This window comes from Hymenobacter ginkgonis (assembly GCF_009755225.1).
Taxonomy (GTDB): Bacteria; Bacteroidota; Bacteroidia; order Cytophagales; family Hymenobacteraceae; genus Hymenobacter; species Hymenobacter ginkgonis.
Genome location: NZ_WQKZ01000001.1, coordinates 112,525 through 133,116, shown reverse-complemented (window position 1 = coordinate 133,116; position 20,592 = coordinate 112,525). Strand labels below are relative to the sequence as shown.

The window sequence follows — 20,592 nt, the reverse complement described above, 5'->3', positions numbered from 1 at the left end:
CCTACCCCCTCGCTTTGTAGTCAGCTAGGCTAGCAAGCTATACTGGTGCCTGGTCGTAGCGCTCGTCGGCGGGCTGGGGCCAGCCACCCTCAAACATAAACTCGGCCAGCGGCTTGCGGGTGCGGGGCGCCAGCTCGCGCTCGCGCAAGTCGGCGGGCACGGCATCGGCGGCGGCGGGGTAACCGATGGTGAACACCGCTACTGACTGGTAGCCGTCTGGAATACCGAACGCCGTGCGGGCTCCTTCCTGCGAGAAACCCGCCATTTGGTGGATTTGCAGGCCCAGCTCTACGGCCTGAATGGCCAGCGTAGCGGCGGCCTGGCCCACGTCGTGGGTAGCCCAGGCATTGGGGTTGTTATCGTGCGAGAAGGTGGTTTTGGCAATGCTGATGGCCAGCACCGGCGCCTGTTTTACCCACGCCTGGTTGAAGGGCGCCAGGGTACCTAGTATCTTCTCAAACGCCGCGGGGCTGGTAGCCTTGCTGCCCACGATAAAGCGCCAGGGCTGCTCGCCAAAGCACGAGGCAGCCGAGCTGGCAGCCGTAAAGAGTTGCTGCAAAGCCTCGGCTGATACGGCCTGGTCGGTGTAGGCGCGGGGGCTGCGGCGCTGCGTCAGTTGGGGCAGAATGGCGTGCGCTACGGGCAACACGTTGGTAAGGTCAGACATAGAAAAAGGAATAAAATGCGAGTTCTAAATAAGCTCAGCGGCACTTATGTTTTGAACAGCAGGGCCGCCAAGGGCGATTTTTTAACGTAGGAATAATTCGCCTACCGGCTTACCTTTCGCACCCATTCCCCGCCCGTTCTCTACCCGCTTATGCAGCTCCAGCCCTCCGCGCCCGACGCCTTGTTCCCCGATTCTTTGCTCATTGAAGTGGCCTGGGAGGTGTGCAACCAGGTAGGTGGTATTTACACAGTTATCCGCTCGAAGGTGCCGGCCACCATGCCCGCCTGGAACGAGCGCTACTGCTTGCTGGGGCCCTACTTTCCGCAGCAGGCACAGGGCGAGTTTGAGACGTATGACGATGCCCAGCTAGCCCGCATGACCGACCCCTACGCGGTGGCCGTGCGCACGTTGCGCGAGCAGGGCATGGACATTTGCCTCGGGGTGTGGCTCGTGACGGGCCGGCCGCGTACGGTGCTCATCAACCCATTTCAGGTGTACGACCGCCTGGGACAGTTGAAAAGCGACCTCTGGCGCGACCACCAGATTCCGGCGCCCGACAACGACGATTTGCTGCACCAGGTTATTGCTTTTGGGCACCTGGCTGAGCGTTTTATCGAAACGGTGGCTCGCCAAACCGTGAACCAGTGGAAAGTTATCGCCCACTTCCACGAGTGGATGACGGGGGTAGCAATACCCGAGCTGCGCCGCCAGCAAGTGCCCGTGCACCTGGTGTTTACGACGCACGCGACGCTGCTAGGCCGCTACCTGGCCATGAACGACCCCGACTTCTACGACCACCTGATGCTGGTAGATTGGCGCTCGCAGGCGCGCCACTTCAACATTGAGCCGGCCGTGAGCATGGAGCGTGCCGCCGCCCACGGCAGCCACGTGTTTACTACGGTGAGCGAGCTGACGGTGCGCGAGTGCATCTATTTATTGGATAGAATACCCGATGCAGTGCTGCCCAATGGCCTCAACATCGAGCGCTTCGTGGCCCTGCATGAGTTTCAAAACCTGCACAAACTCTATAAGGATAAAATCCACGAGTTTGTAATGGCGCACTTCTTTCAGAGCTATTCCTTTGACCTCGACGAGACGCTGTACTTGTTCACCTCGGGGCGCTACGAGTATCATAACAAGGGTTTTGACCTTACGCTGGAGGCGTTGGCCCGCCTCAACCACCGCCTGCAAGCCAGTGGGCTGAATGGGCAGGTCGTGATGTTTTTCATCACCAAGCGGCCCTACACCAGCATCAACCCGCTGGTGCTGCAAAGCCGCGCCCAGCTCGAGGAAGTGCGCCAAACCTGCCGCGCCATTGAGGAGCAGGTGGGCGAGCGCTTATTTTACGCCGCTGCGGCCAGCCAGGACCACCGCCTGCCCGACCTCGACAACATGGTGGACGATTACTGGAAGCTGCGCTACCGCCGGGGCCTGCAAAGCTGGAAAACTTCGGCCCTACCCTCCGTTATTACCCACAACCTGGTGAACGACCAGGACGATGATATCCTAAACTTCGTGCGCCGCGCCAATTTGGTAAACAACCAGCACGACCGCGTAAAAATTGTGTATCATCCTGACTTTGTGAGCACTACTTCGCCACTTTTTGGCATGGACTACGGGCAGTTTGTGCGCGGCTGCCACCTAGGCGTGTTTCCGAGCTACTACGAGCCCTGGGGCTATACCCCGCTCGAGTGCGTGGCGCGCGGCGTGCCAGCCGTTACGAGCGACCTCTCGGGCTTTGGCGACTACGTGCAGAAAAACGTGGCCGACCACGAGGACAAAGGCATCTTTGTGGTGCGCCGCCAAGAGCGCAGCTTCGACCAAGCCGCCGAGGAACTCACCGAAATGCTCTGGAATTTTGTGCTGCTGAGCCGCCGCGAGCGCATCAGCCAGCGCAACCGGGTAGAGAGTTCCGCCGACATCTTCGACTGGAAAAACTTGCGCGTGTACTACGACCGCGCCTATGCCCTGGCGCTGGAGCGGCAGTAGCGTAAACTTCCATAGGCTTAATTATATAAGTTTGTCAGGGCAAGCGCCGCGTGGCAATTATCTCGGAATACCCTCCAAAGGGGCTCGTTCCGGGATATTTGCCACGCGGCGCTTGCCCTGACAAACGATTTTACAACGTTCGCCAGGAGTAAGGAGGAATGAAAGCCCGAATTTTTACGCTCCTCTTTCTTATTGCTGCCACTGCGGCACTAGCGCACGAGTTTTGGCTGCAGCCCGCTTCCTTTCGAGTGCTGCCGGGCACTGCGGTGCCGCTGCGCCTGCTGAGCGGCGAAAACTTTGCGGGCGAAACCTGGCCCCGGCCCACGCGCCGGGTGCGGCGCTTTGTGCGCTTGGGTCCTACCCCCCTCGATTCGGCTGACCTGCGCCCGGTGCTGCTGGCCGATTCGGTGGCGCCCGCGGTGCGCTGCGGAGCGCCGGGCACGCACGTAGTGGTGCTTACCAGTCAGCCGGCGTTCATGGAGCTGCCGGCTGCGCAGTTTACTGCCTACCTGCGCGAAGAAGGCCTTGACCTGGCCCTGCGCCAGCGCCAGGAAGCCGACGAAAGCGGCACCAAGCCGGGCCGCGAAGCCTACCGCCGCTGCGCCAAAAGCCTGGTTTTTGCCGCCGGGCCCACGGCCCCCGCCGCGGCGGCCGATACCACGTTTCGGCGGGTGCTGGGCCTACCCCTCGAATTGGTGCCCGAGCAAAACCCATATCGCCTGCGGCCTGGTGCGGCCCTTACGGTGCGGGTGCTACGCCAGGGCCAGCCGGTGCCGGGCGCCCTGGTGCAGGTGTGGGATGCCAGCCCGCCCGCGGTGACGGGGCTCAGTCGTTTTTCCGCCAAACCTACGGGCGTTATTACCCCTCAGCATTTTACTACGCACACCAATGCCCAAGGCCGCGTGCTGGTGCGCCTGCCGGGCGCGGGCCCCTACTTGCTGGCGGCCGTGCGCATGGAAGCCGCCCCACCAGCACTGGCCAACCGCGCCGATTGGCTTAGCACATGGGCTTCTCTCACGTTTGGCGGTCCTTCATTTTCTATGAAAGTTTATTAAATTCAACCTATCAATTAGTTAAGGTTGCACCTTCGGTGCCGGTTCATTTTGCATTTTGCAATTTCTTCCTACCTTCGCCCCCCAGCATCCAATTCTCATCGTCCCGCCACGGCTTTTATGAAATACTCCATCGATAAAAAAGAAAGCTACACCGTCATCACCATTGATGAAAAGAAGCTTGATACCACCGTTGCTCCCGATTTGAAATCGGAGTTTGTCAAGCTCAACGCGGAGGGTAACAACAACCTGATACTCGACCTTCAGAATGTTAAGTACACCGACTCGTCGGGCCTAAGCAGCATCCTCATTGCCAATCGCTTGTGCAACTCGACGGGCGGCCTGCTGGTGCTTACCGGCCTGCAAGACCACGTGCTGAAGCTCATCACCATCAGCAAGCTGGAGTCGGTGCTGCACATTCTGCCCACGGTAGAAGAAGGCATTGACCGCATTTTTCTGCACGCCATCGAGCGCGACCTGACGGACAAGGAGTAATTTTTTTTGAGGCTGTTGGCTATTGGCTGTTAGCGCGCGCAAAGCTGGGCTAACAGCCAGTGGCTTTTTTATTTTCGGTGGCTTTGGCCGCCGGCAGCTCGTAGCAGGCAGTTGGGCATGTACGGTAAAAAAGCTATCCCCCAACTATTCGTAGCTAACCGCTTTTTTCGTGACATTTGAGCTTCAGATTCTGGGCAGCGGCTCGGCTACCCCCATGGTGGGCCGCCACCCCACGGCGCAGCTACTGGCCGTAGAGGAAGGCCGCTACCTCATCGATTGCGGCGAAGGCACCCAGCTGCGGCTGCTGGAGCACCGCCGCCGGCTCAGCTCGCTGCGGGTAGTGTTTATTTCGCACCTGCACGGCGACCATTTTTTTGGGCTATTTGGCTTGCTGAGTACCATGCACCTGCAAGGCCGCCAGGAGCCCCTGACGGTAGTAGGCCCGCCCGGCCTCGACCTGGTGCTGACTACCCAGGCCTTCCACTCGCGGATGCAGCCGGGCTACAACATCACCTTCGTGCCCGTTGATACCGAGGCGCACGCCGTGGTGTATGAAGATGCGCTGGTGCGGGTGTGGTCGTTGCCCATGCACCACCGCATTGCGTGCGCGGGCTACTTGTTTGAGGAACAGCCGCGCCGCGACAAGCTCGTGAAGGAGAAGCTGCCCGCCGGCCTTACCCCTACCGAATTGGCGCAGCTCGCCCAGGGCCAGGATTTACCCGCCGACCCGGCTACTGGCCGCCCCGCGCTGGCCCACGCCGACGTGTCGGTGCCGGCCGCGCCGCCCCGCCGCTACGCTTTTTGCTCCGATACCATTTATACGCCCGCCCTGGCCGAGCTGGTGCAGGGCGTGGATTTGCTGTACCACGAGGCCACCTTCTTGCACGATATGCGCGAGCGGGCCGCCCAAACCTACCACAGCACTGCTCGCCAGGCCGCCGAGCTGGCCCACACAGCCGATGCGCATCGCTTGCTAATCGGCCACTTTTCGTCGCGCTACAAGCAGCTAGATGCGCACTTGCAGGAGGCGCGGGAGATTTTCCCCTGGACGGAACTTGCCACCGAAGGCCTATTGGTGAGCGTATAACCTGCTTAGCTTAACGTTTTAAGAAAGTGGTCAGGCTGAGCTTGCCGAAGCATCTCGCGTGGAGCACTAACTCAATCGGCCAACGAGGCGAGCGCGATGCTTCGGCAAACTCAGCCTGACATTCTATTAGCCATTACTACCGTGCCTCCTACCTACGCGCACAAAAAGCAGCAACTGTACCTCGTACTCAGCGGCATTTTTTTGGTAAATGCGTTGCTGGCCGAGATTATCGGCGTGAAGATATTTTCGGTAGAAAAAACCTTTGGCCTTACCGGCAACCTTACGGCCGGGGTACTGGTGTGGCCAGTCGTGTTTATCACCACCGACGTCATCAACGAGTACTTTGGGCGCAAGGGCGTGCTGCGCATCACCTTCCTCACGGTGGCGCTCATTCTGTACGCCTTTCTGGTCATTCTGGGCACTACCAAGCTAGTGCCGGCCGACTTCTGGCTCGACCTGAACAAGACTGACCCGCAGGGCCGGCCCTTCAACATTGAGTTTGCCTACCAAAGCATTTTTCGGCAGGGCTTGGGCATTATTATCGGCTCACTGGTGGCGTTTATCATTGGGCAAGTGCTCGATGCCAGCGTATTTCAGCTGTTTCGGCGCGTCACGGGCAGCAAATTTATTTGGCTGCGGGCCACGGGCTCTACCCTCATTTCACAGCTCGTCGACAGCTTTGTGGTGCTGTATGTGGCGTTTTATGTGTTTGGCAATTGGTCGATGACTCAAGTCCTGGAAGTAGCCAAATTCAACTACTGGTATAAGTTCGCCGCGGCCATTGTGCTTACCCCTGTGCTGTACCTGGCGCACTACGCCATCGACCGCTACCTCGGCCCCGCCGAAACGGCTGAACTGCAGGAAGAAGCCTTGGTTGACAAAAGCGTGTAGCCTACCCCCTATTATTTCTATCATGCGCTCTACCCTATTATTCCTCAGCTTAGTAGCTCCCTTAGCCAGTCGCGCACAGGTGTTCAAGAATGTGGAGGTGGGCAGCTACGTGCTGAGTACTACCCCCCAGGTGCGGCAGCAGGGTGGGTTGTTTTTGCGCAACAGCGAGCAGCTGGTGGTGCGCGATTTGGCGGGCAAAACCGCCACGCTCACGCCGCAGCAAGTAAGCTCATTTCGCCTTGATAACAAGCAGTTTGTAAGCACCGGCGGGTTTCAGCTGCGCGGTGGCTTTGGCGATGCGTACGTGAGCCAAGCCTTTGCCGAGCAGGTGGATAGCGGCCAGGTAGTGCTGCTGCGCTACCGAAGCGTGGCCAGCAACGCGCCCTCCCGGGGCAACCTGGGGTACGGCCAGGGCTCGGCGGGCAGTGTGTATTTACTGCGCCAAGCTACTACCTTAGTAGTTACGCCCATTCAGGCTAGCTGGACGAAGGGCAACCGTCAGTTTCAAGCTGCCCTGCGCCCCTACTTAGCCTCGCGGCCCGACCTACTCCAGCTGCTGGAGGCCAGGCAGTTGGCGCCCGAGCAGTTGCCTCAGGTTATTCACGCCCTCAACCACAACTTGCCCTACCAAGCGGCGGCCAATGGCGCCGCGGCCAAGTAACTATTACCGCATTATTTCGCCATGTCCCGCATTCTCACCGGCATCCAGAGCACCGGCCGCCCACACCTAGGCAACTTGCTCGGCGCCATTCTTCCGGCCATCGAGCTATCGAAAAACCCGGCCAACGAGTCGCTCTACTTCATTGCCGACCTGCACTCGCTCACCACCGTGCGCGACCCGGCGCTACTGCGCGCCAATACCTACGCCGTGGCGGCAGCGTGGCTAGCCTGCGGCTTCGACACCGAGAAAAACCTGTTCTACCGGCAGTCTGATGTGCCGCAGGTAACGGAGCTGGCTTGGTACCTGAACTGCTTCACGCCCTACCCCATGCTGGCCAACGCGCACAGCTTCAAGGACAAAAGCGATAGGCTATCGGACGTGAATGCCGGTGTGTTTTTCTACCCCGTGCTGATGGCGGCCGACATCCTGCTCTACAACGCCGAGGTGGTGCCGGTGGGCAAAGACCAACTTCAGCACCTGGAGATAGCGCGCGACATTGCCCAGGCTTTCAACAACCGCTACGGCGACACGCTGGTGCTGCCCCAGTCCCGCGTCGATGCTGAGCTGATGACCATTCCCGGCATCGACGGAGCCAAGATGAGCAAGAGCTACGGCAACATCATCGACGTGTTTGCCCCCGAAAAGGAGTTGCTGAAAACCATCAAAAGCATCATATCGGACAGCACGCCGCTAGAAGCGCCTAAAAACCCCGACACCGATACCACCTTCAAGCTGTATTCGCTGCTCGCTACCCCCCAGGCTACGGCCGAGATGCGCCAGCGCTACGAGGCCGGTGGCTACGGCTACGGCCACGCCAAGCAGGCCCTCTACGAGCTGATATTGCAACGCTTCGGCGCTGAGCGCGAGCGCTTTTCCTTCTACATGAATAACCTATCCGAGATTGACGCCCAGCTTGCCATCGGTGCTCGCCGCGCCCAAGACTACGGCGCCGGCGTGCTAGCTAAAGTGCGCGCGAAAGTGGGGTATGGTCGGTAGCATTTGAGTTATATAACGCAGAAAAGAGTGTCCTGCTAAGCTTGCCAAACCATCTTGTCCGAATCGTTGGGTTAGTAGTCCAGCGGCGCAAATGAGGTGCTTCGCCAAGCTTAGCAGGACACTCTTTTTAAGCCCCCTCAGAATTGCTGTTGGTGCGAGAAGCTAAAGCCTACTTTGCTACCGCGGCTTACTTGCTGGTTTTCGAGTTTTTGCTTGACGCTGATGCGCTGAATTTCGGGCAGCGGCGGGGCAATCAGGTCGTTGTTGACGGCCGCAATCATGGCGCTTTCCACAAATAGGCGCAGCGATTCGGCGCTTATCACGCTGCCGCTCATGTCGTGGTCGGGCAGTTCGAGTTGCTCCACGCCTTCCAGGAAATAGTGGCTGTCGATGTTGATGAGCAGGCGGCCGAGCAAGTAGCCGGGGTCGTTGAGGCGCTGGTAGCGAATGCTGTCGGCCATAAAATTGTAGGCCATGATGTGCCCAAAGAAGCGCCGCCGGAAGTCGGCCGCCACGTAGGGGGTAGTAAGCGGCCCAAAGTCGTCGGGGAAGGTGACAATGTTGGAGTGCATGACGAACACCAGCAAGTCGCCCGAGAAGCGAATGTGAAATTCCATTTCGTTTACCGACTGATACTCAATCTTTACACTCTGGTCAGCGTCGGCCGTTACCTTTTGGGTCAGTTCCAGGCATAGCTCCTGCGATACTTGGCGCAGCAGCGCAAACGCAGCCTGCGTAGCCCGGTAGATAGCCTGCTTGGCGCTCGATTTTTCGCGCAGGCCCTCGGCAATGAGGTTTACGCGGTCGGGCGGCAGCGTTTCAATGCCCGCTTCGGCGAACTCGGGAGCGGGGGGCGTAGCGGGCGCCTTGGCGCGGGGCTTGCGGGAGCGGGCGGGCTTGGCCGGGGCCGACCCGGTAGCGGGGGTAGAAGCCATAGAGAAGGAATAAAACGGGCGAAACCGGCACCGCGCCGGCCCGCGCAGGCTAGGCAAGAAGGAAGGTGGTGGTACGAAAGCTGGGCAGTTAGGGGTTACAAGAGCGCAAGTAGGGCCCTGAATATGGGTTTACCAACTAGTGAACAGCATACGGGGAGGCAGTTGCCTAATAGCGCTGAGCGCGTCGCCGGCCGCCAAAGATGGTTTCAGTGCCTAATTTCTCAGACAACCTTTGGCGGCTGGCTGCGCCTTTGGAGGGCCTATTACTGTTTATGCCCCCACAAATTACCCCTACTATCCTGTTATTAGCCACTGCGTTAGGGAGCATTGTTTCCTCCGCTAATGGCCAACGGCTTCCTACCCGCCCCGCTACTACCCACCCGGCGGCCACTGCCCGCACAGCTGGCCGCCTAACCGGCTCGGTCACTAACGGCGCTACCGGTGAGGCCATTGCGTATGCTACTGTGGCAGTGCTAACGGAAGCGGGCACGCCCGTGAACGGCGGCGTGTGCGGCGCCAATGGCCAGTTTGTGCTGCCTGGCATCCTACCCGGTACGTATATCCTTCGCGTTAGCTTTTTGGGCTACCAGGACCTTACCCGTTTGGGGGTGGTGGTGCCCGAAGGCGGCACGGTGAATTTGGGAATACTGCCGCTGACGGCGGTGGCCCGCAGGCTAGGCGAAGTGGTTGTGACGGCTGAGAAGCCCTTGGTTGAGGAAAGGGTTGACCGCACGGTGTACCACGCCGAGAACGACCAAACTACCCGCGGGGGCGATGCCACGGACGTGCTCAAGCGCGTGCCCCTGCTCAGCGTAGACCTAGAGGGCAATGTGAGCCTGCGCGGCAGCCAGAATATCCGGGTTCTGCTTAATAACAAGCCCTCGACCATCATGGCCAACAGCATTGCCGATGGCCTGCGCCAGCTGCCGGCCGACCAGATTAAGGCGGTGGAAGTAATTACTTCCCCTTCGGCCAAATACGACGCCGAGGGGTCGGGCGGCATTATTAACATCGTGACCAAGAGCCCTACCCTGCGCGGCGGCCAGCTGAGCCTGGATGGCAGCGGCGGCACCCGTTCGGGTACCCTAAACCTGAACGGGGACTACCGCACGGGCAAAATGGGCTTTGCGCTCGGTGGCTTTGGCCGGGCGGGCTACAACACGCCGGGTAGCTTCGACAATGCCCAGCTGACGACCAACCCGGCGACGGGCCAGCAAACCCAGAGTACCCAGGCGGCGGCTACGCGCCAGCAGCAGCTATTTGGCCGCTACACGCTGGGCTGGGACTACGACCTGGATGCCCATAACTCGCTTGCGGCCTCCCTGGCCTACGGCACGCGCAACGCGACTACCTACCAAGATGCCTTGGCCACCAGCACGACTGCGCTGGCGCTGGGGAGTACCGCGACCTCGGTGCGTAACGTTACAACAACTGACGAGTCGGGCACGGTGGACGCCAGCTTGAGCTATACGCATGCCTACGAGGTGGCCCAGCGCGAACTGAGTGTGCTGGCGTTGTTCAGCCGCAACGACCGCACCTACAACTTTGCCAACGACACCTACGCTGCCAGTGCTGTTGACGTGACCGGCCAGGCGGGCAACGACAACCCCAGCGCCAACCAAGAAGTAACGGCCCAAGTGGACTACCAAACGCCCACGGGTAAAAACCAACTGCTGGAAATAGGCGCGAAAGACATTCAGCGAACCGTGCAAAGCGACTACCGCTACTACGGCCAGTTGGCCCGTACGCAGGCAGATAATTCCTTTCGCTACGACCAGAACGTGGCGGCGGGCTACGTGGCCTACGCCGTGGCCCTGCCCAAAAATTTCACCCTGAAGCCGGGTATGCGCTACGAGTACGCCAGCATTGCGGCCGACTACGGTAGTGGCCCGGTGGGCGACATTCCCAGCTACGGGGTGCTGGTGCCCAGCCTCAATCTATTGCACAAGCTTGCCAACGGCAACGCGCTGCGGCTGGCTTATAACCGGCGCATTCAGCGGCCTTCCCTGCCATTTCTAAACCCGAACCTACAAGCCGCTAACCCCCTGGTTCAAACGTTGGGCAACCCCCTGCTGCACCCCGAATACACCCATAACTATGAGCTAGGATACAGCACTTTACTAAAGCAGGCCAACCTGAATTTCAGCGCTTTCGTGCGCACTACTACCGGCTCCATCCAGTCGGTGCGCACACCGCTCGGCGCCGCAAGCTACCCCGGCGCGGTGCTTGTCACTTACCAAAATATTGGACAGGAGCGCGCTTATGGGGGCAGCGCGTTTGCGGGCCTCAACATCGGCCAGAAGTTTAGCGTCAATGGGGGGGTAGATGCCTACTACCTCGTGCTGCGCAACAACGTAACTGCCCCTAACTACGCCGCCCGCAATGCGGGCCTGGTGGTGGCCGGCCGCCTGTATGGCAGCTACGCGTTGCCCAAGGGCTGGGGGCTACAGGTATTCGGCTTCTACCGGGGGCAGCAGGTGCAGCTGCAAGGCAGCCAAAGCAGCTTTGCCGTCTACAGTTTCAGCCTGAAGCACGACTTGGCCCAGAAGAAAGCCAGCCTGGGCTTCGGGGCCGAAAACTTCTTTTCGCCGCGCAATACAGTTCGCAGTGAGTTTGCGAGCCCGCTGCTCACTCAAAGCAGCCGCGCGGTGCAGCACCTCACGAGCTTTAAAGTGTACTTCAGCTACCGCATCGGGAAGCTGACTGCTGAGCCGCGCCCCCATAAAAACCTGCAAAACAACGACTTGAAACTAGACGAAAATGGGGGCGGCAGCCAGGGCAGCGGCAGCACGCCCGACGCTACCCGACCGGCCCCTCCCGCAACGGCGCCGGCCCCAACGGATAGTACCTCTGGGGTGGCCCCCCGCTTGGTACCAGCCGGGGGCCCGCCCGCGCCCGCCCTACCCCCCAGTTTGGCCCCAGCCCCACCCACGCCAACCACGATGCCGCGTAAGTCACGCCCTTTGCCGGTGGGGCCGCCCTCGCCAGGCACAGCATCACCGGGCGGTAGTGCGCCGGCAGGCAGCCCAGGCGGGCGCCCATAAGCCGCCGGGGCGCATCTTTGTGGCCCCTACCCCCTCCTCTCCTGCTATGGCCGCTCCGATTGTTTGCTTTGGTGAAATCCTCTGGGATATGCTGCCCACGGGCAAACAGCCGGGCGGCGCCCCGTTCAATGTGGCGGTGCACCTGCACCAACTGGGCGTGCCGGCCCAGCTCATTAGCCGAGTGGGCGACGATGAGCTGGGTACCGAGCTGCTCGACTTTATGACGAGCAAAGGCCTGGCTACTAGCTACGTGCAGCGCGGCCACAGCCACCTTACCGGCGTGGTGAAGGCCAACGTGGACGACCGCCAGGAGGTGAGCTACAAGATTGTGCAGCCCGTGGCCTGGGATTATATTCAGCCCGCGCCGGAGCTGGCCGAGCTGGTGGCCGGGGCCGCTATGCTGGTATTTGGCAGCCTGGCCGCCCGCAGCCCCGCCACCCGCGACACGCTGCTGCAGTTGCTGCCCCAGGCCCGCTACCGGGTGTTCGACGTGAACCTGCGGCCGCCGCACTACACCCGCCGCACCGTGGAGCACCTGCTGGGCCAGGCCACTATGGTGAAGCTCAACCACCACGAGCTGGCCGAGCTGCTGGGCTGGCAGGGCCAGGCGGCCCTGCCCGACGCCGAGGCCCTGCCCTACCTGGCGCGGGTGTTTGGCCTAGAGGCAGTGTGCCTCACGCGCGGGGCCGATGGCGCCGCGCTCTGGACCAAAGGCGCATTTTACGAAAGTCCCGGCTTTGTGGTGGAGGTGCAGGACACCATTGGCAGCGGCGATGCTTTTTTGGCGGCGCTGCTGCGCGGCTGGCTGGCCGGCCAGCCGCCCGCCGAGTGCCTGCGCACGGCCTGCGCCCTGGGCGCGCTGGTAGCAGCCCAGGCCGGCGCTACCCCCCTCATTACGCCGGAGGCCCTGGCGGCGCAGCTGGCGGCGGGGTAAGGCCCCTACCCTGCTGCCGTGGCGGCGGGCACGGGCAGCGCCAGAAAAACCCCGGTGCCGTGCCCGGCGTGCGACTGGATATCGAGGGTGCCGCCGAGCAGGCCCACCCGCGTGCGAATGCCGGACAGCCCAATGCCCCCGCGCCCCACCGGCTGGTTGGGGTCGAAGCCCACGCCATCGTCTTCGACGCTGATGTGCAGCTGCTCGTCTTCGCGGCTCACCTGCACGAATACTTCCTGGGCCTGGGCATGCTTCATCACGTTATTAAGCAGCTCTTGCACAATACGATATACGGCGATTTCGAGCATATGGGGCAGCGCATCGCCTAAGCCGTGCAGGTTGAGGTCGACGCGCAGCTGGCTGGGCGGAATGCGCTTCGCAAGTTCTTCGAGGGCCACGACCAGGCCAAAATCTTCGAGAATACCGGGCGTGAGCTCAAACGAGATAGTACGCGTGGTGCGAATGGCCTCGTTGAGCAGCTGCTGGCTGGCGTGCACAGCCTCGGAGGGGGGTAGGGAATCGAGGTGCAGGCGCGTGCCGTAGAGCAGCTGGCCCAGGCCGTTGTGCAGGGCCTCGGCAATGCGGCGGCGCTCCTCTTCCTGGGTAGTGAGGATGGCCGACAGCACTTCCTGCTGCTGGCGCAGCTCCAGGCGGGTAGCTTCCTGGGTGAGGCGGTCGCGCTCGGTCACGTCGCGAAATATTACCAGCACGCCCGTGGGGGCCGCCCCATCGGTGGGCTTCAGGGGCACGTGGTAGGCGTCGTAGTGGCCCTCGCGATGGGTGAAGGACTGGCTGGTCCACGTCACCTGCTCGCCACCCAGCACCCGGCCTACCAGCTGGCGCGCGTAGTCGGTGTCGAGGTGGGGCAGCAGCTCGAAGAGGGGCCGGCCCACCGCTTCGGCCGCCGCGTGACCAAAATAATGGGCGGCTTGGTTGTTCCAGGCCGTGACGCGGCCCGTGGTGTCGATAGCCACAATGCCGTCGATGCTGTTTTCGAGCAGGCTTTGGGTGAAGTCTTTTTCGGCGCGCAGCTGCCGTTTCTGCCGCTCGGCCTCCGTGATGTCCACGGCCAGCACCACGGCCTGCTGGCGCTGCTCATCAAAAAAGCCATAGTCCTTGAAGGCCACCTGCTGGCCCTGCACTTCCGCTTCAAATACAAATTCGACTGGCTGGCCGCTTAGCACCTGCTGCATGGGCCCGCGCATGGCCGGAAACACTTCAAAGACGTTTTTTCCTACCAAGCCATTGTCCTTTATTCCCAGCGCTCTGAGGCCGGCACCTGCCATTTCGAGGTAGGAGCCATCGGGGCGCAGGCGCAGCAGCACCATGGGCATGTGGTTGAGCAGGCGCTCGAGCACCAGGGTTTTGTAGTGCAGGTCGGCTTCGGCGTCGTACAAGGCCGTTACGTCGCGCAGCACCCCTATAAACTGAGGCGGCTGCCCTACCTCCCCGCTCACCACGCGGCCCGCCGACGACACGTGGTGCACTGCGCCCGTGGGCCACACCACGCGGTAGTCGGCGGCCAGGGTTTCTTGGGTGGCAAAGGCCTGCTCCAGGTCGGCCCACACGCGCGCCGTGTCGTCGGCGTGGATGCGGGCCAGCAGCTGCTGCACCGGCACGGGCCCTGGGGCAAAGCTGCCGCCAAAAATAGCCCGCGAGCGCTCGTCCCAGTACACTTGGCGGGTGGCCGTGTCCAGGGTGAAAACGCCGGTTTCGGAGGCCGAGAGGGCCATATTCAGGCGGGCTTCGCTTTCCTGCAGCTGCTGCTCGTTGCGCTTGCGCTCGGTTATGTCGCGCCAGGCAGCGTGCAGCAGCGGCTGGCCCTGCACCTGCACGGGGTTAAACGACATCTCGTCCCACACGGGCTGGCCGGCCGCGTTGAGGCGCTGCCACTCGAGGCGGCACCAGCCGTGGCGCTGGGCGCGCTCCATGCACTGCGTAAGCACCGTCATCGAGCGGCGGCCATCGGGCTGAAACTCGGGCCAAAACTCGCTGAGGGGGTGCCCCACCATCTGCGTAGCCTGCGTGCAGCCCAACAAGCGCATGGCGGCCGCATTCACGTCCACAAAGCGGTGGTCTTCGAGCAGCACCATGCCATCGTTGCTTTGCTCGAAGGTGGCTCGGAAGCGCGCTTCGCTGGCGGCTAGCTCGTCGGCGGCCCGGCGGCGCTCGCTCACATCGAGCAGCACGAGGCGCCAGTAGGCGGGCGGCTGGGTTTCGTCGGGGCCTTCGCTGGCGGCTACCCCCTCTATCTGGGCAAAGAACACGCTGTTGTCGCCCCGGCGCATGGCTACCTCGCAGGTAAGGCGCTCGCCGGGGGCGGCCCACAGCCGCGTCAAAAAATCGGCAAACCGCCCGCGGTCGGCCGCGTCTATGAACAAGGACAGCCGCCGGCCCAGCAGCCGCTGGCGCACCTGGCCCAGCAGCTGGCTAGTGCGCAGGTTTAGCTGGTGCAGGGTGCCCTCGGCCGAGAGCGTGCAGTAGCCCACGGGCGCGAAGTCGTACAGCTCGAGGTATTGCACCCGGCTGGCTTCGGCATCAGACTGGGCCAGCAGCAGCTCCTCGTACTGCATCTCCAGCTCTATCTGGTGCACTTGCAGCTCTTGCACCAAGCGCTGCATATCGGCCGGGGCAGCATCGGGCGGCAGGCTGGCCGTAACCAGCCGGCGGCGCTCGGCGCGGGCGCGCAGGTTTTGCAAGTCCGTCAGCGAATCAAGGTTCTTCATATGCCAGCAAAACCAGTTAACTCCTGTAGCAAGATTACGGGCGCTACCCAGCTTTTGCAAGCTCGACAGGGCAGCTTGCGCAGCCGGCCTTTGGGGGGCCTACGCTGCTACAAGCTACTAAAATAAACTTGCTTTCTCCTGCCGCTAGGTAGTTGAAGGGGAAAGGGTTAAGGACGCCAACTTGGTTTTGCTAGCCGGCTCTTGAATGAGCGGGGCCTACCCCGCCCGCCGCCCGCCAGCTTCGCTAATCGGGCTGGGGCGCGGGCAGCTCGCGCACGCGCAGCAGCACCTGCCCGGTAGGCGCGCCCTGGTATTGCAGCTGGCGCCCGCTCAGCAGCAGGTAGCGGCGGCCCAGGCCCCCAAAGTCGGCCTCCAGGGGCAGGTCGTCAAACTCCTGGTTGCCGGAGGTAGCCTCCAGCAGCTGCTGAAGGAGGTGCAGCAGCGCGGGCTGGTTCCAGGCGCCGCCGTGCAGGCTGGCCAGCGGCTGCCCGGCCAGCTCGGCAGCCGGGCCCCCAAAGGCCCCGGCAAAAGCTTGGTTGGCCCGGTACACGGTCAGGTCGGAGGAGAGGGCCAGCAGCGGCTCGCGCACGGCATCGTGCAAGCTCTCGGTGAAGCGGGCCGTTTCCTGCAAGCGCGTCTCCAGCAGTTTGAGGGCCGTAATTTCGGTGAAAGTGATGACGGCCCCGTTGATGTAATTTTCGAACGAGCGGTAGGGCAAAATGCGCATCGTGTACCACTCATTGCGCGCGGTTTGGATGTTGATTTCGAAGCTCGTGAGGCGGTCGAGCACCTGCTGCACATCGCGCACCAAGTGCTCGTAGCGCAGGTTGGAGGCAAAGTGCGTAAGCGGCCGGCCCACATCGGCGGGCAGCAGGTTGATGATGCGGCCCACCCGCGGCGTAAAGCGCTTCACCACCATGTCATTATCGAGGAAAATAATGGCGATATCGGTGGCATCGAGCAGGTTTTTCATGTCGTTGGCCGTTTGGCCCAGCTCCTCGGTTTTGCTCAGGTACTGCAAGTTGAGGGTCATCAGCTCCTCGTTCAGGCTCTGCATTTCCTCCTTGTTGGTCATGGCCTCCTCGTTGGTGCTTTGCAGCTCCTCGTTGGCGCTTTGCAGTTCCTCGTTGGTGCTTTTGAGCTCCTCCAGACTGCTTTCCATCTCCTCGATGGTGGTTTGGAGGCGGTGCTTGGTATACTGCAGCTCCTTGGTGAGGGCGTCCACCGCGGCGTCGTGGCTTTGCTCGGTGGGCCTTGGCATTTTGGCCTGGCGCACACGGCGGGGGGTAGGCTGGTCCTCAAACGACACCAGCAGCAGGCTAGCCAGCGCCTCGGGCTCGAGCAGGCGCCGCACCACCAGGCGCAGCAGCTGGTGGCCAGCTTCGGTTTTGAGGTGCACATTGTCCACCACCACGTCTTCGCCGGTTTCTACGGCGCGGTGCACAGCGCCGCTTAGCTCAAAGCTCAGCTCCTCGCGGGCCATCTCAAAGAGGTTCATGCCGCTGAGGCCGGGGGCGGGCTCCAGGTACTTGCCGGTGCGCCCGTTCACGTACAGGATTTCGCCCTTGGCCGTGATGACAACTGCCGGGGGGGCATAGGCCTGGAGCAGCGCTTTTTGCACGAAACCGGCAAAAGGGCCGCCTTGGCGGTGGGCAGAGGGGGTAAGCGGCATATGAGCAGTGGGGGGCAGCGGCACCGCCGGGTGGTGGGTAAGAGAAAACGGAAAATTGACCAGCCGCGGCATCGATACGGCCACTTCGGTGCGGCGCGAAATCTTCCACTTCACGTCTAGGGGCTGAAACAGGTCCTGAAAACCCGTTAGGTTTTCGCTCGGCCCCAGAAAAAGCAGCCCGCCGGGGTTGAGGGCGTAATGAAAAATCGGCAGCAGGTTCTTTTGCAGCTCGCCGCTGAGGTAAATCAGCAGGTTGCGGCAGCAGAGCAGGTCGAGCTTGGTGAAGGGCGAGTCCTTGTTGATGTTGTGCAGGGCAAATACTACCACGTCGCGCACTTCTTTGCGGATGTGGTAGTGGCCGTCTTTCTTGAGGAAAAAGCGGTGCAACCGCCCGGCGCTCACATCGGCCGCAATGTTTTCGGAATACACGCCGGCGCGGGCCGTGGCTACGCCGTCGGCCGAGATGTCGGTGGCAAAAATCTGCACCCGGGGGCGGCGGTTGGGGTCAATGGCATCGAGGCACTCGAAAAGCGTCATGGCCAGCGAGTAGGCTTCCTCGCCCGTAGAGCAGCCCGGCGCCCATACCCGAATGGTGCTTTCGGGGGATTTGGCCAGCAGCAGCGGGCGCAGGTGCACCTGCAACTGCTCGAAGGCCTCCGCATCGCGGAAAAACTTGGTGACGCCGATTAGCAGTTCCCGAAACAGCTGGTCTACCTCCGGCGGGTTTTCTTGCAGGTAGCGCACATAGGAGGTAAACTCTTGAATCTGGTGGGCATTCATGCGCCGCTCAATGCGCCGAAACACCGTATTGCGCTTGTAGTAGCTAAAGTCGTGGCCCGTTTGCTGCCGAATGAGCAGGAATATCTTTTGCAGGGCGTGGCCGGGCTTGTCAGCCGACTCTTCGGCCTCGCTGCGGGCGGCGCGTATCACCAGGGGGCGCTCGGCGTAGTCGAGCAGCTGGGCCGGCATTTGGGCGGGGGGTAGCACAAAATCGACAAACTCGGTGGCCAGCGCGGCGCGCGGCATCGAGTCGTAGGCGGCCGTGCTGGGCTCTTGCACCATCACCATGCCGAAGCTTTCCATGACGAGTTTTAGCCCCAGGCTGCCATCGGAGCCCAGGCCCGAAAAGATGATGCACACGGCGCGGTCGCCGGCATCTTTGGCTAGGCTCTGCAAAAAGAAATCGATGGGCAGGCGGCGGGCCGGCTCTTCCGTCGGGTTCAGCAAAAACAACGCTCCGTGCAGCAAGCTCAGGTCGCGGCCGGGCGGAATCACGTACACGTAGTTGGGGCGTACGCGCACACCATCCGTCACTTCTACCACGGGCATGGCCGTGAAGCGTTGCAGCACATCCGCTACTTGGCCGTCGTGGGTAGGGGCCAAGTGCATCACCACCACGTAGGCCAGCCCCGAGCGGGGGGGTAGGTGAGCAAAAAATTGCCTAAAAGCTTCTATCGAGCCCGCCGAGCCGCCCATCGCCACTATCGGAAACTTGTCGGCCCGCAGGGCTCGGCCGCCGGCCCGCCCCCCCCCCACCGCCGGCGTAGGCGTTACTGATTCTGAGGCAATGGGCTCCGTGCCGGCCGGCGCCAGCGTGGGTAGGGCTGCCGGGTCAGCAGCTGGGGGAGTTTTCATACGTAACCTGGTCCAATGCTAGTAGCAACTCATTAACAGCAAGCATGCTGCGCACGATGGTAGCGAATTCGCGAAATAACACCCCATCATTTTCAGCAACTTGCTGCCGCAAAGGTCCAACATTTTAGTTGATTTAAGGAGCTGATTTAGGTGCGCCCTTTTGCGGGCTGCTGCGTAGGTAGTAGGAAAGCGCGAAGCAAATAACTTTGCTTCGCCGGCCTCACCTTCTCATAGCTTCTTCCGTGCTCCGTCCTGCCCATCTGCTTGTTATTGGTACTTCGGCCGGTGGCATGCCCGCACTTACGCAACTGGTGGCCCAGTTGCCCGCTACCTTCCCCGCTGCCGTGCTGGTGGTGCAGCACCTCTCGCCCGACTCGACTGGCGCGGCGCTGGTGGCGCGGCTGGCCGACCACACTGGCCTGCGCTGCTACCTGGCCGCCAGTGACATCCCGCTGGAGGCCGGCTGCTTGTACTTGGCCCCGCCCGACCGCCACTTGCTGGTGAAAGATGGCCACCTGCTCGTGACGAAAGGCCCGCACGAAAACCACTACCGCCCGGCCGCCGACACGCTCTTTCGCTCGGCAGCCGTGGCCTACGATTCCAACGTGGTGGGCATCGTGCTCACGGGGATGCTGCACGACGGCACCGCCGGCCTCGAATTTGTGAAGCGCTGCGGCGGCATCACGATGGTGCAAGACCCCCAGGATGCCGAGTATCCGAGTATGCCCGAGAGCGCCCTGCGCGCCGTCGAAATCGACTATGTGCTACCCGTGGCCCAAATGGGGCCGCTGCTAACGGCGCTGGTGAGCCCCACCCGCGCCGTGCCCTTTGAGGAACAACATATTCCGGCTGATTTGAAACTAGAAGCGGCAATTGCCGAGCGCGTAGTGGGAACCGTCGAAGAAGTTAGCCAGCTTGGGCACTTGGTGCCCCTCACCTGCCCCGACTGCGGCGGCAACCTGTGGCAAATAGACCACGGCAAATTGCAGCGTTTTCGCTGCCACACGGGCCACGCCTTCACGGCCGATGCCCTGGCCGAAAGCTCGCGCAAATCGCTCGAGGAAACCCTGTGGGTAGCCCTGCGCATGATGGAAGAGCGCAAAAACCTGCTCGCCAACATGGCCACCCACCAATCGCCCAAGTGGAACGCTCAGCAGGAAGAGCGCCTAGCCACCCTCAAGGGCCACGTTAACCGCATGCGCGAGTTTTTGCTGAAAGGCAGCGCCAGCACTGCCGGCACCGAGGAGCCGGCCAGCCAATAGCCGCGGCCGGGCTTGCCCGAGCCTACCCCCTCCTAAAGGCTGAAGAAAGACGGAACAAGGTGCGGCCGCCAAATAAGGCAGTTTCCCCTCTAAAAATCAGTATTTAAGCATAGATGGCACGTGGCTTTTTAGAGGCAACTTTGTTATGTCTCTCTATCCATTTCCCACGCTATGTTTACTCATTACCACGTACTTTCCAACGGCTGCCTGCTTACGCTATGCCCCGCTGGCGATGCCAGCGGCCAGCCCCTGCCCGAGGCGCTGGCGCGCGTACTGCGCAGCAAATTCACCAATGTGTGGGTTGATTGCCGCCACGTAGCCGCCCTGCCTACCGGGGCCATGCGGCTGCTGCGGCGCTACGCCGCCCAGCTATGGCATAGCGGCAGCTACCTGCTGCTGTGCCACCTCCCCCCCGGCACCCGCACCAGCCCCGACGATGGCGCTACGACGGCCCAGCCCCTGGCGGCTTCCCTGCTCGACGCCACCCTTTATGGCCTCGACTGCCCGCCACAGCCCACGGTGGCTTAGCCCCTATAATAGCTGCCG

General features: G+C 61.9%; 15 protein-coding genes. 11 read left to right on the top strand and 4 right to left on the bottom strand.

All coding sequences use genetic code 11. The features are described from left to right. Positions 1 to 37 precede the first annotated feature (37 nt). Complete coding sequence (locus GO988_RS00545) at positions 38 to 667, bottom strand: nitroreductase family protein (RefSeq protein WP_157561589.1); 630 nt, start codon at positions 665 to 667, stop codon at positions 38 to 40. A gap of 150 nt (positions 668 to 817) precedes the next feature. On the opposite strand from GO988_RS00545, the gene GO988_RS00540 reads away from it, so the two are divergent. The 7 genes from GO988_RS00540 (at position 818) to trpS (ending at position 7,838) form a co-directional block, all read left to right on the top strand. Next, on the top strand, positions 818 to 2,656 hold the full coding sequence (locus GO988_RS00540) for a glycosyltransferase (RefSeq protein WP_157561588.1): 1,839 nt from the start codon (positions 818 to 820) through the stop codon (positions 2,654 to 2,656). 158 nt (positions 2,657 to 2,814) lie between these two features. Beyond that, positions 2,815 to 3,711: a DUF4198 domain-containing protein gene (locus GO988_RS00535; RefSeq protein WP_157561587.1), complete on the top strand. Its 897-nt coding sequence runs from the start codon at positions 2,815 to 2,817 to the stop codon at positions 3,709 to 3,711. 117 nt (positions 3,712 to 3,828) lie between these two features. Further along, a complete protein-coding gene (locus GO988_RS00530) occupies positions 3,829 to 4,203 on the top strand; it encodes an STAS domain-containing protein (RefSeq protein ID WP_157561586.1) in 375 nt (124 codons plus the stop codon). Between the two features lie 169 nt (positions 4,204 to 4,372). Further along, positions 4,373 to 5,290 (top strand): ribonuclease Z, encoded by a 918-nt coding sequence (locus tag GO988_RS00525; RefSeq protein WP_317164756.1) that lies wholly within the window; start codon positions 4,373 to 4,375, stop codon positions 5,288 to 5,290. 96 nt (positions 5,291 to 5,386) lie between these two features. Then, positions 5,387 to 6,181 (top strand): queuosine precursor transporter, encoded by a 795-nt coding sequence (locus tag GO988_RS00520; protein WP_157561585.1) that lies wholly within the window; start codon positions 5,387 to 5,389, stop codon positions 6,179 to 6,181. A 22-nt stretch (positions 6,182 to 6,203) separates the two neighbouring features. Continuing rightward, the gene (locus tag GO988_RS00515; protein WP_157561584.1) at positions 6,204 to 6,842 is read left to right on the top strand and encodes a hypothetical protein; all 639 of its coding nucleotides are present in this window, start codon (positions 6,204 to 6,206) and stop codon (positions 6,840 to 6,842) included. A 21-nt stretch (positions 6,843 to 6,863) separates the two neighbouring features. After that, complete coding sequence (gene trpS / locus GO988_RS00510) at positions 6,864 to 7,838, top strand: tryptophan--tRNA ligase (RefSeq protein WP_157561583.1); 975 nt, start codon at positions 6,864 to 6,866, stop codon at positions 7,836 to 7,838. 137 nt (positions 7,839 to 7,975) lie between these two features. Here trpS and GO988_RS00505 read toward each other — a convergent pair whose 3' ends face one another. Further along, positions 7,976 to 8,773: a hypothetical protein gene (locus GO988_RS00505; RefSeq protein WP_232341325.1), complete on the bottom strand. Its 798-nt coding sequence runs from the start codon at positions 8,771 to 8,773 to the stop codon at positions 7,976 to 7,978. Between the two features lie 272 nt (positions 8,774 to 9,045). Between GO988_RS00505 and GO988_RS00500 the strand changes: the two genes are divergently transcribed. Together GO988_RS00500 and GO988_RS00495 are read left to right on the top strand one after the other, a co-directional pair. Then, the gene (locus GO988_RS00500) at positions 9,046 to 11,817 is read left to right on the top strand and encodes a TonB-dependent receptor domain-containing protein (RefSeq protein ID WP_198172448.1); all 2,772 of its coding nucleotides are present in this window, start codon (positions 9,046 to 9,048) and stop codon (positions 11,815 to 11,817) included. A gap of 46 nt (positions 11,818 to 11,863) precedes the next feature. Further along, positions 11,864 to 12,751 (top strand): carbohydrate kinase family protein, encoded by an 888-nt coding sequence (locus tag GO988_RS00495; RefSeq protein ID WP_157561581.1) that lies wholly within the window; start codon positions 11,864 to 11,866, stop codon positions 12,749 to 12,751. 5 nt (positions 12,752 to 12,756) lie between these two features. Here the strand turns inward: GO988_RS00495 and GO988_RS00490 are convergent, their stop codons facing one another. Together GO988_RS00490 and GO988_RS00485 are read right to left on the bottom strand one after the other, a co-directional pair. Beyond that, positions 12,757 to 15,477, bottom strand: a complete 2,721-nt coding sequence (locus GO988_RS00490) for a sensor histidine kinase (RefSeq protein WP_157561580.1) — start codon at positions 15,475 to 15,477, stop codon at positions 12,757 to 12,759. A 244-nt stretch (positions 15,478 to 15,721) separates the two neighbouring features. After that, entirely contained in the window at positions 15,722 to 18,784 is a 3,063-nt protein-coding gene (locus GO988_RS00485; protein WP_157561579.1) for a CheR family methyltransferase, read from the bottom strand. A 242-nt stretch (positions 18,785 to 19,026) separates the two neighbouring features. Between GO988_RS00485 and GO988_RS00480 the strand changes: the two genes are divergently transcribed. Both GO988_RS00480 and GO988_RS00475 read left to right on the top strand, forming a co-directional pair. Next, positions 19,027 to 20,046, top strand: coding sequence for a chemotaxis protein CheB (locus GO988_RS00480; protein WP_157561578.1), 1,020 nt, complete (start codon positions 19,027 to 19,029; stop codon positions 20,044 to 20,046). A 171-nt stretch (positions 20,047 to 20,217) separates the two neighbouring features. After that, entirely contained in the window at positions 20,218 to 20,574 is a 357-nt protein-coding gene (locus GO988_RS00475; RefSeq protein ID WP_157561577.1) for a hypothetical protein, read from the top strand. Positions 20,575 to 20,592 lie beyond the last annotated feature (18 nt).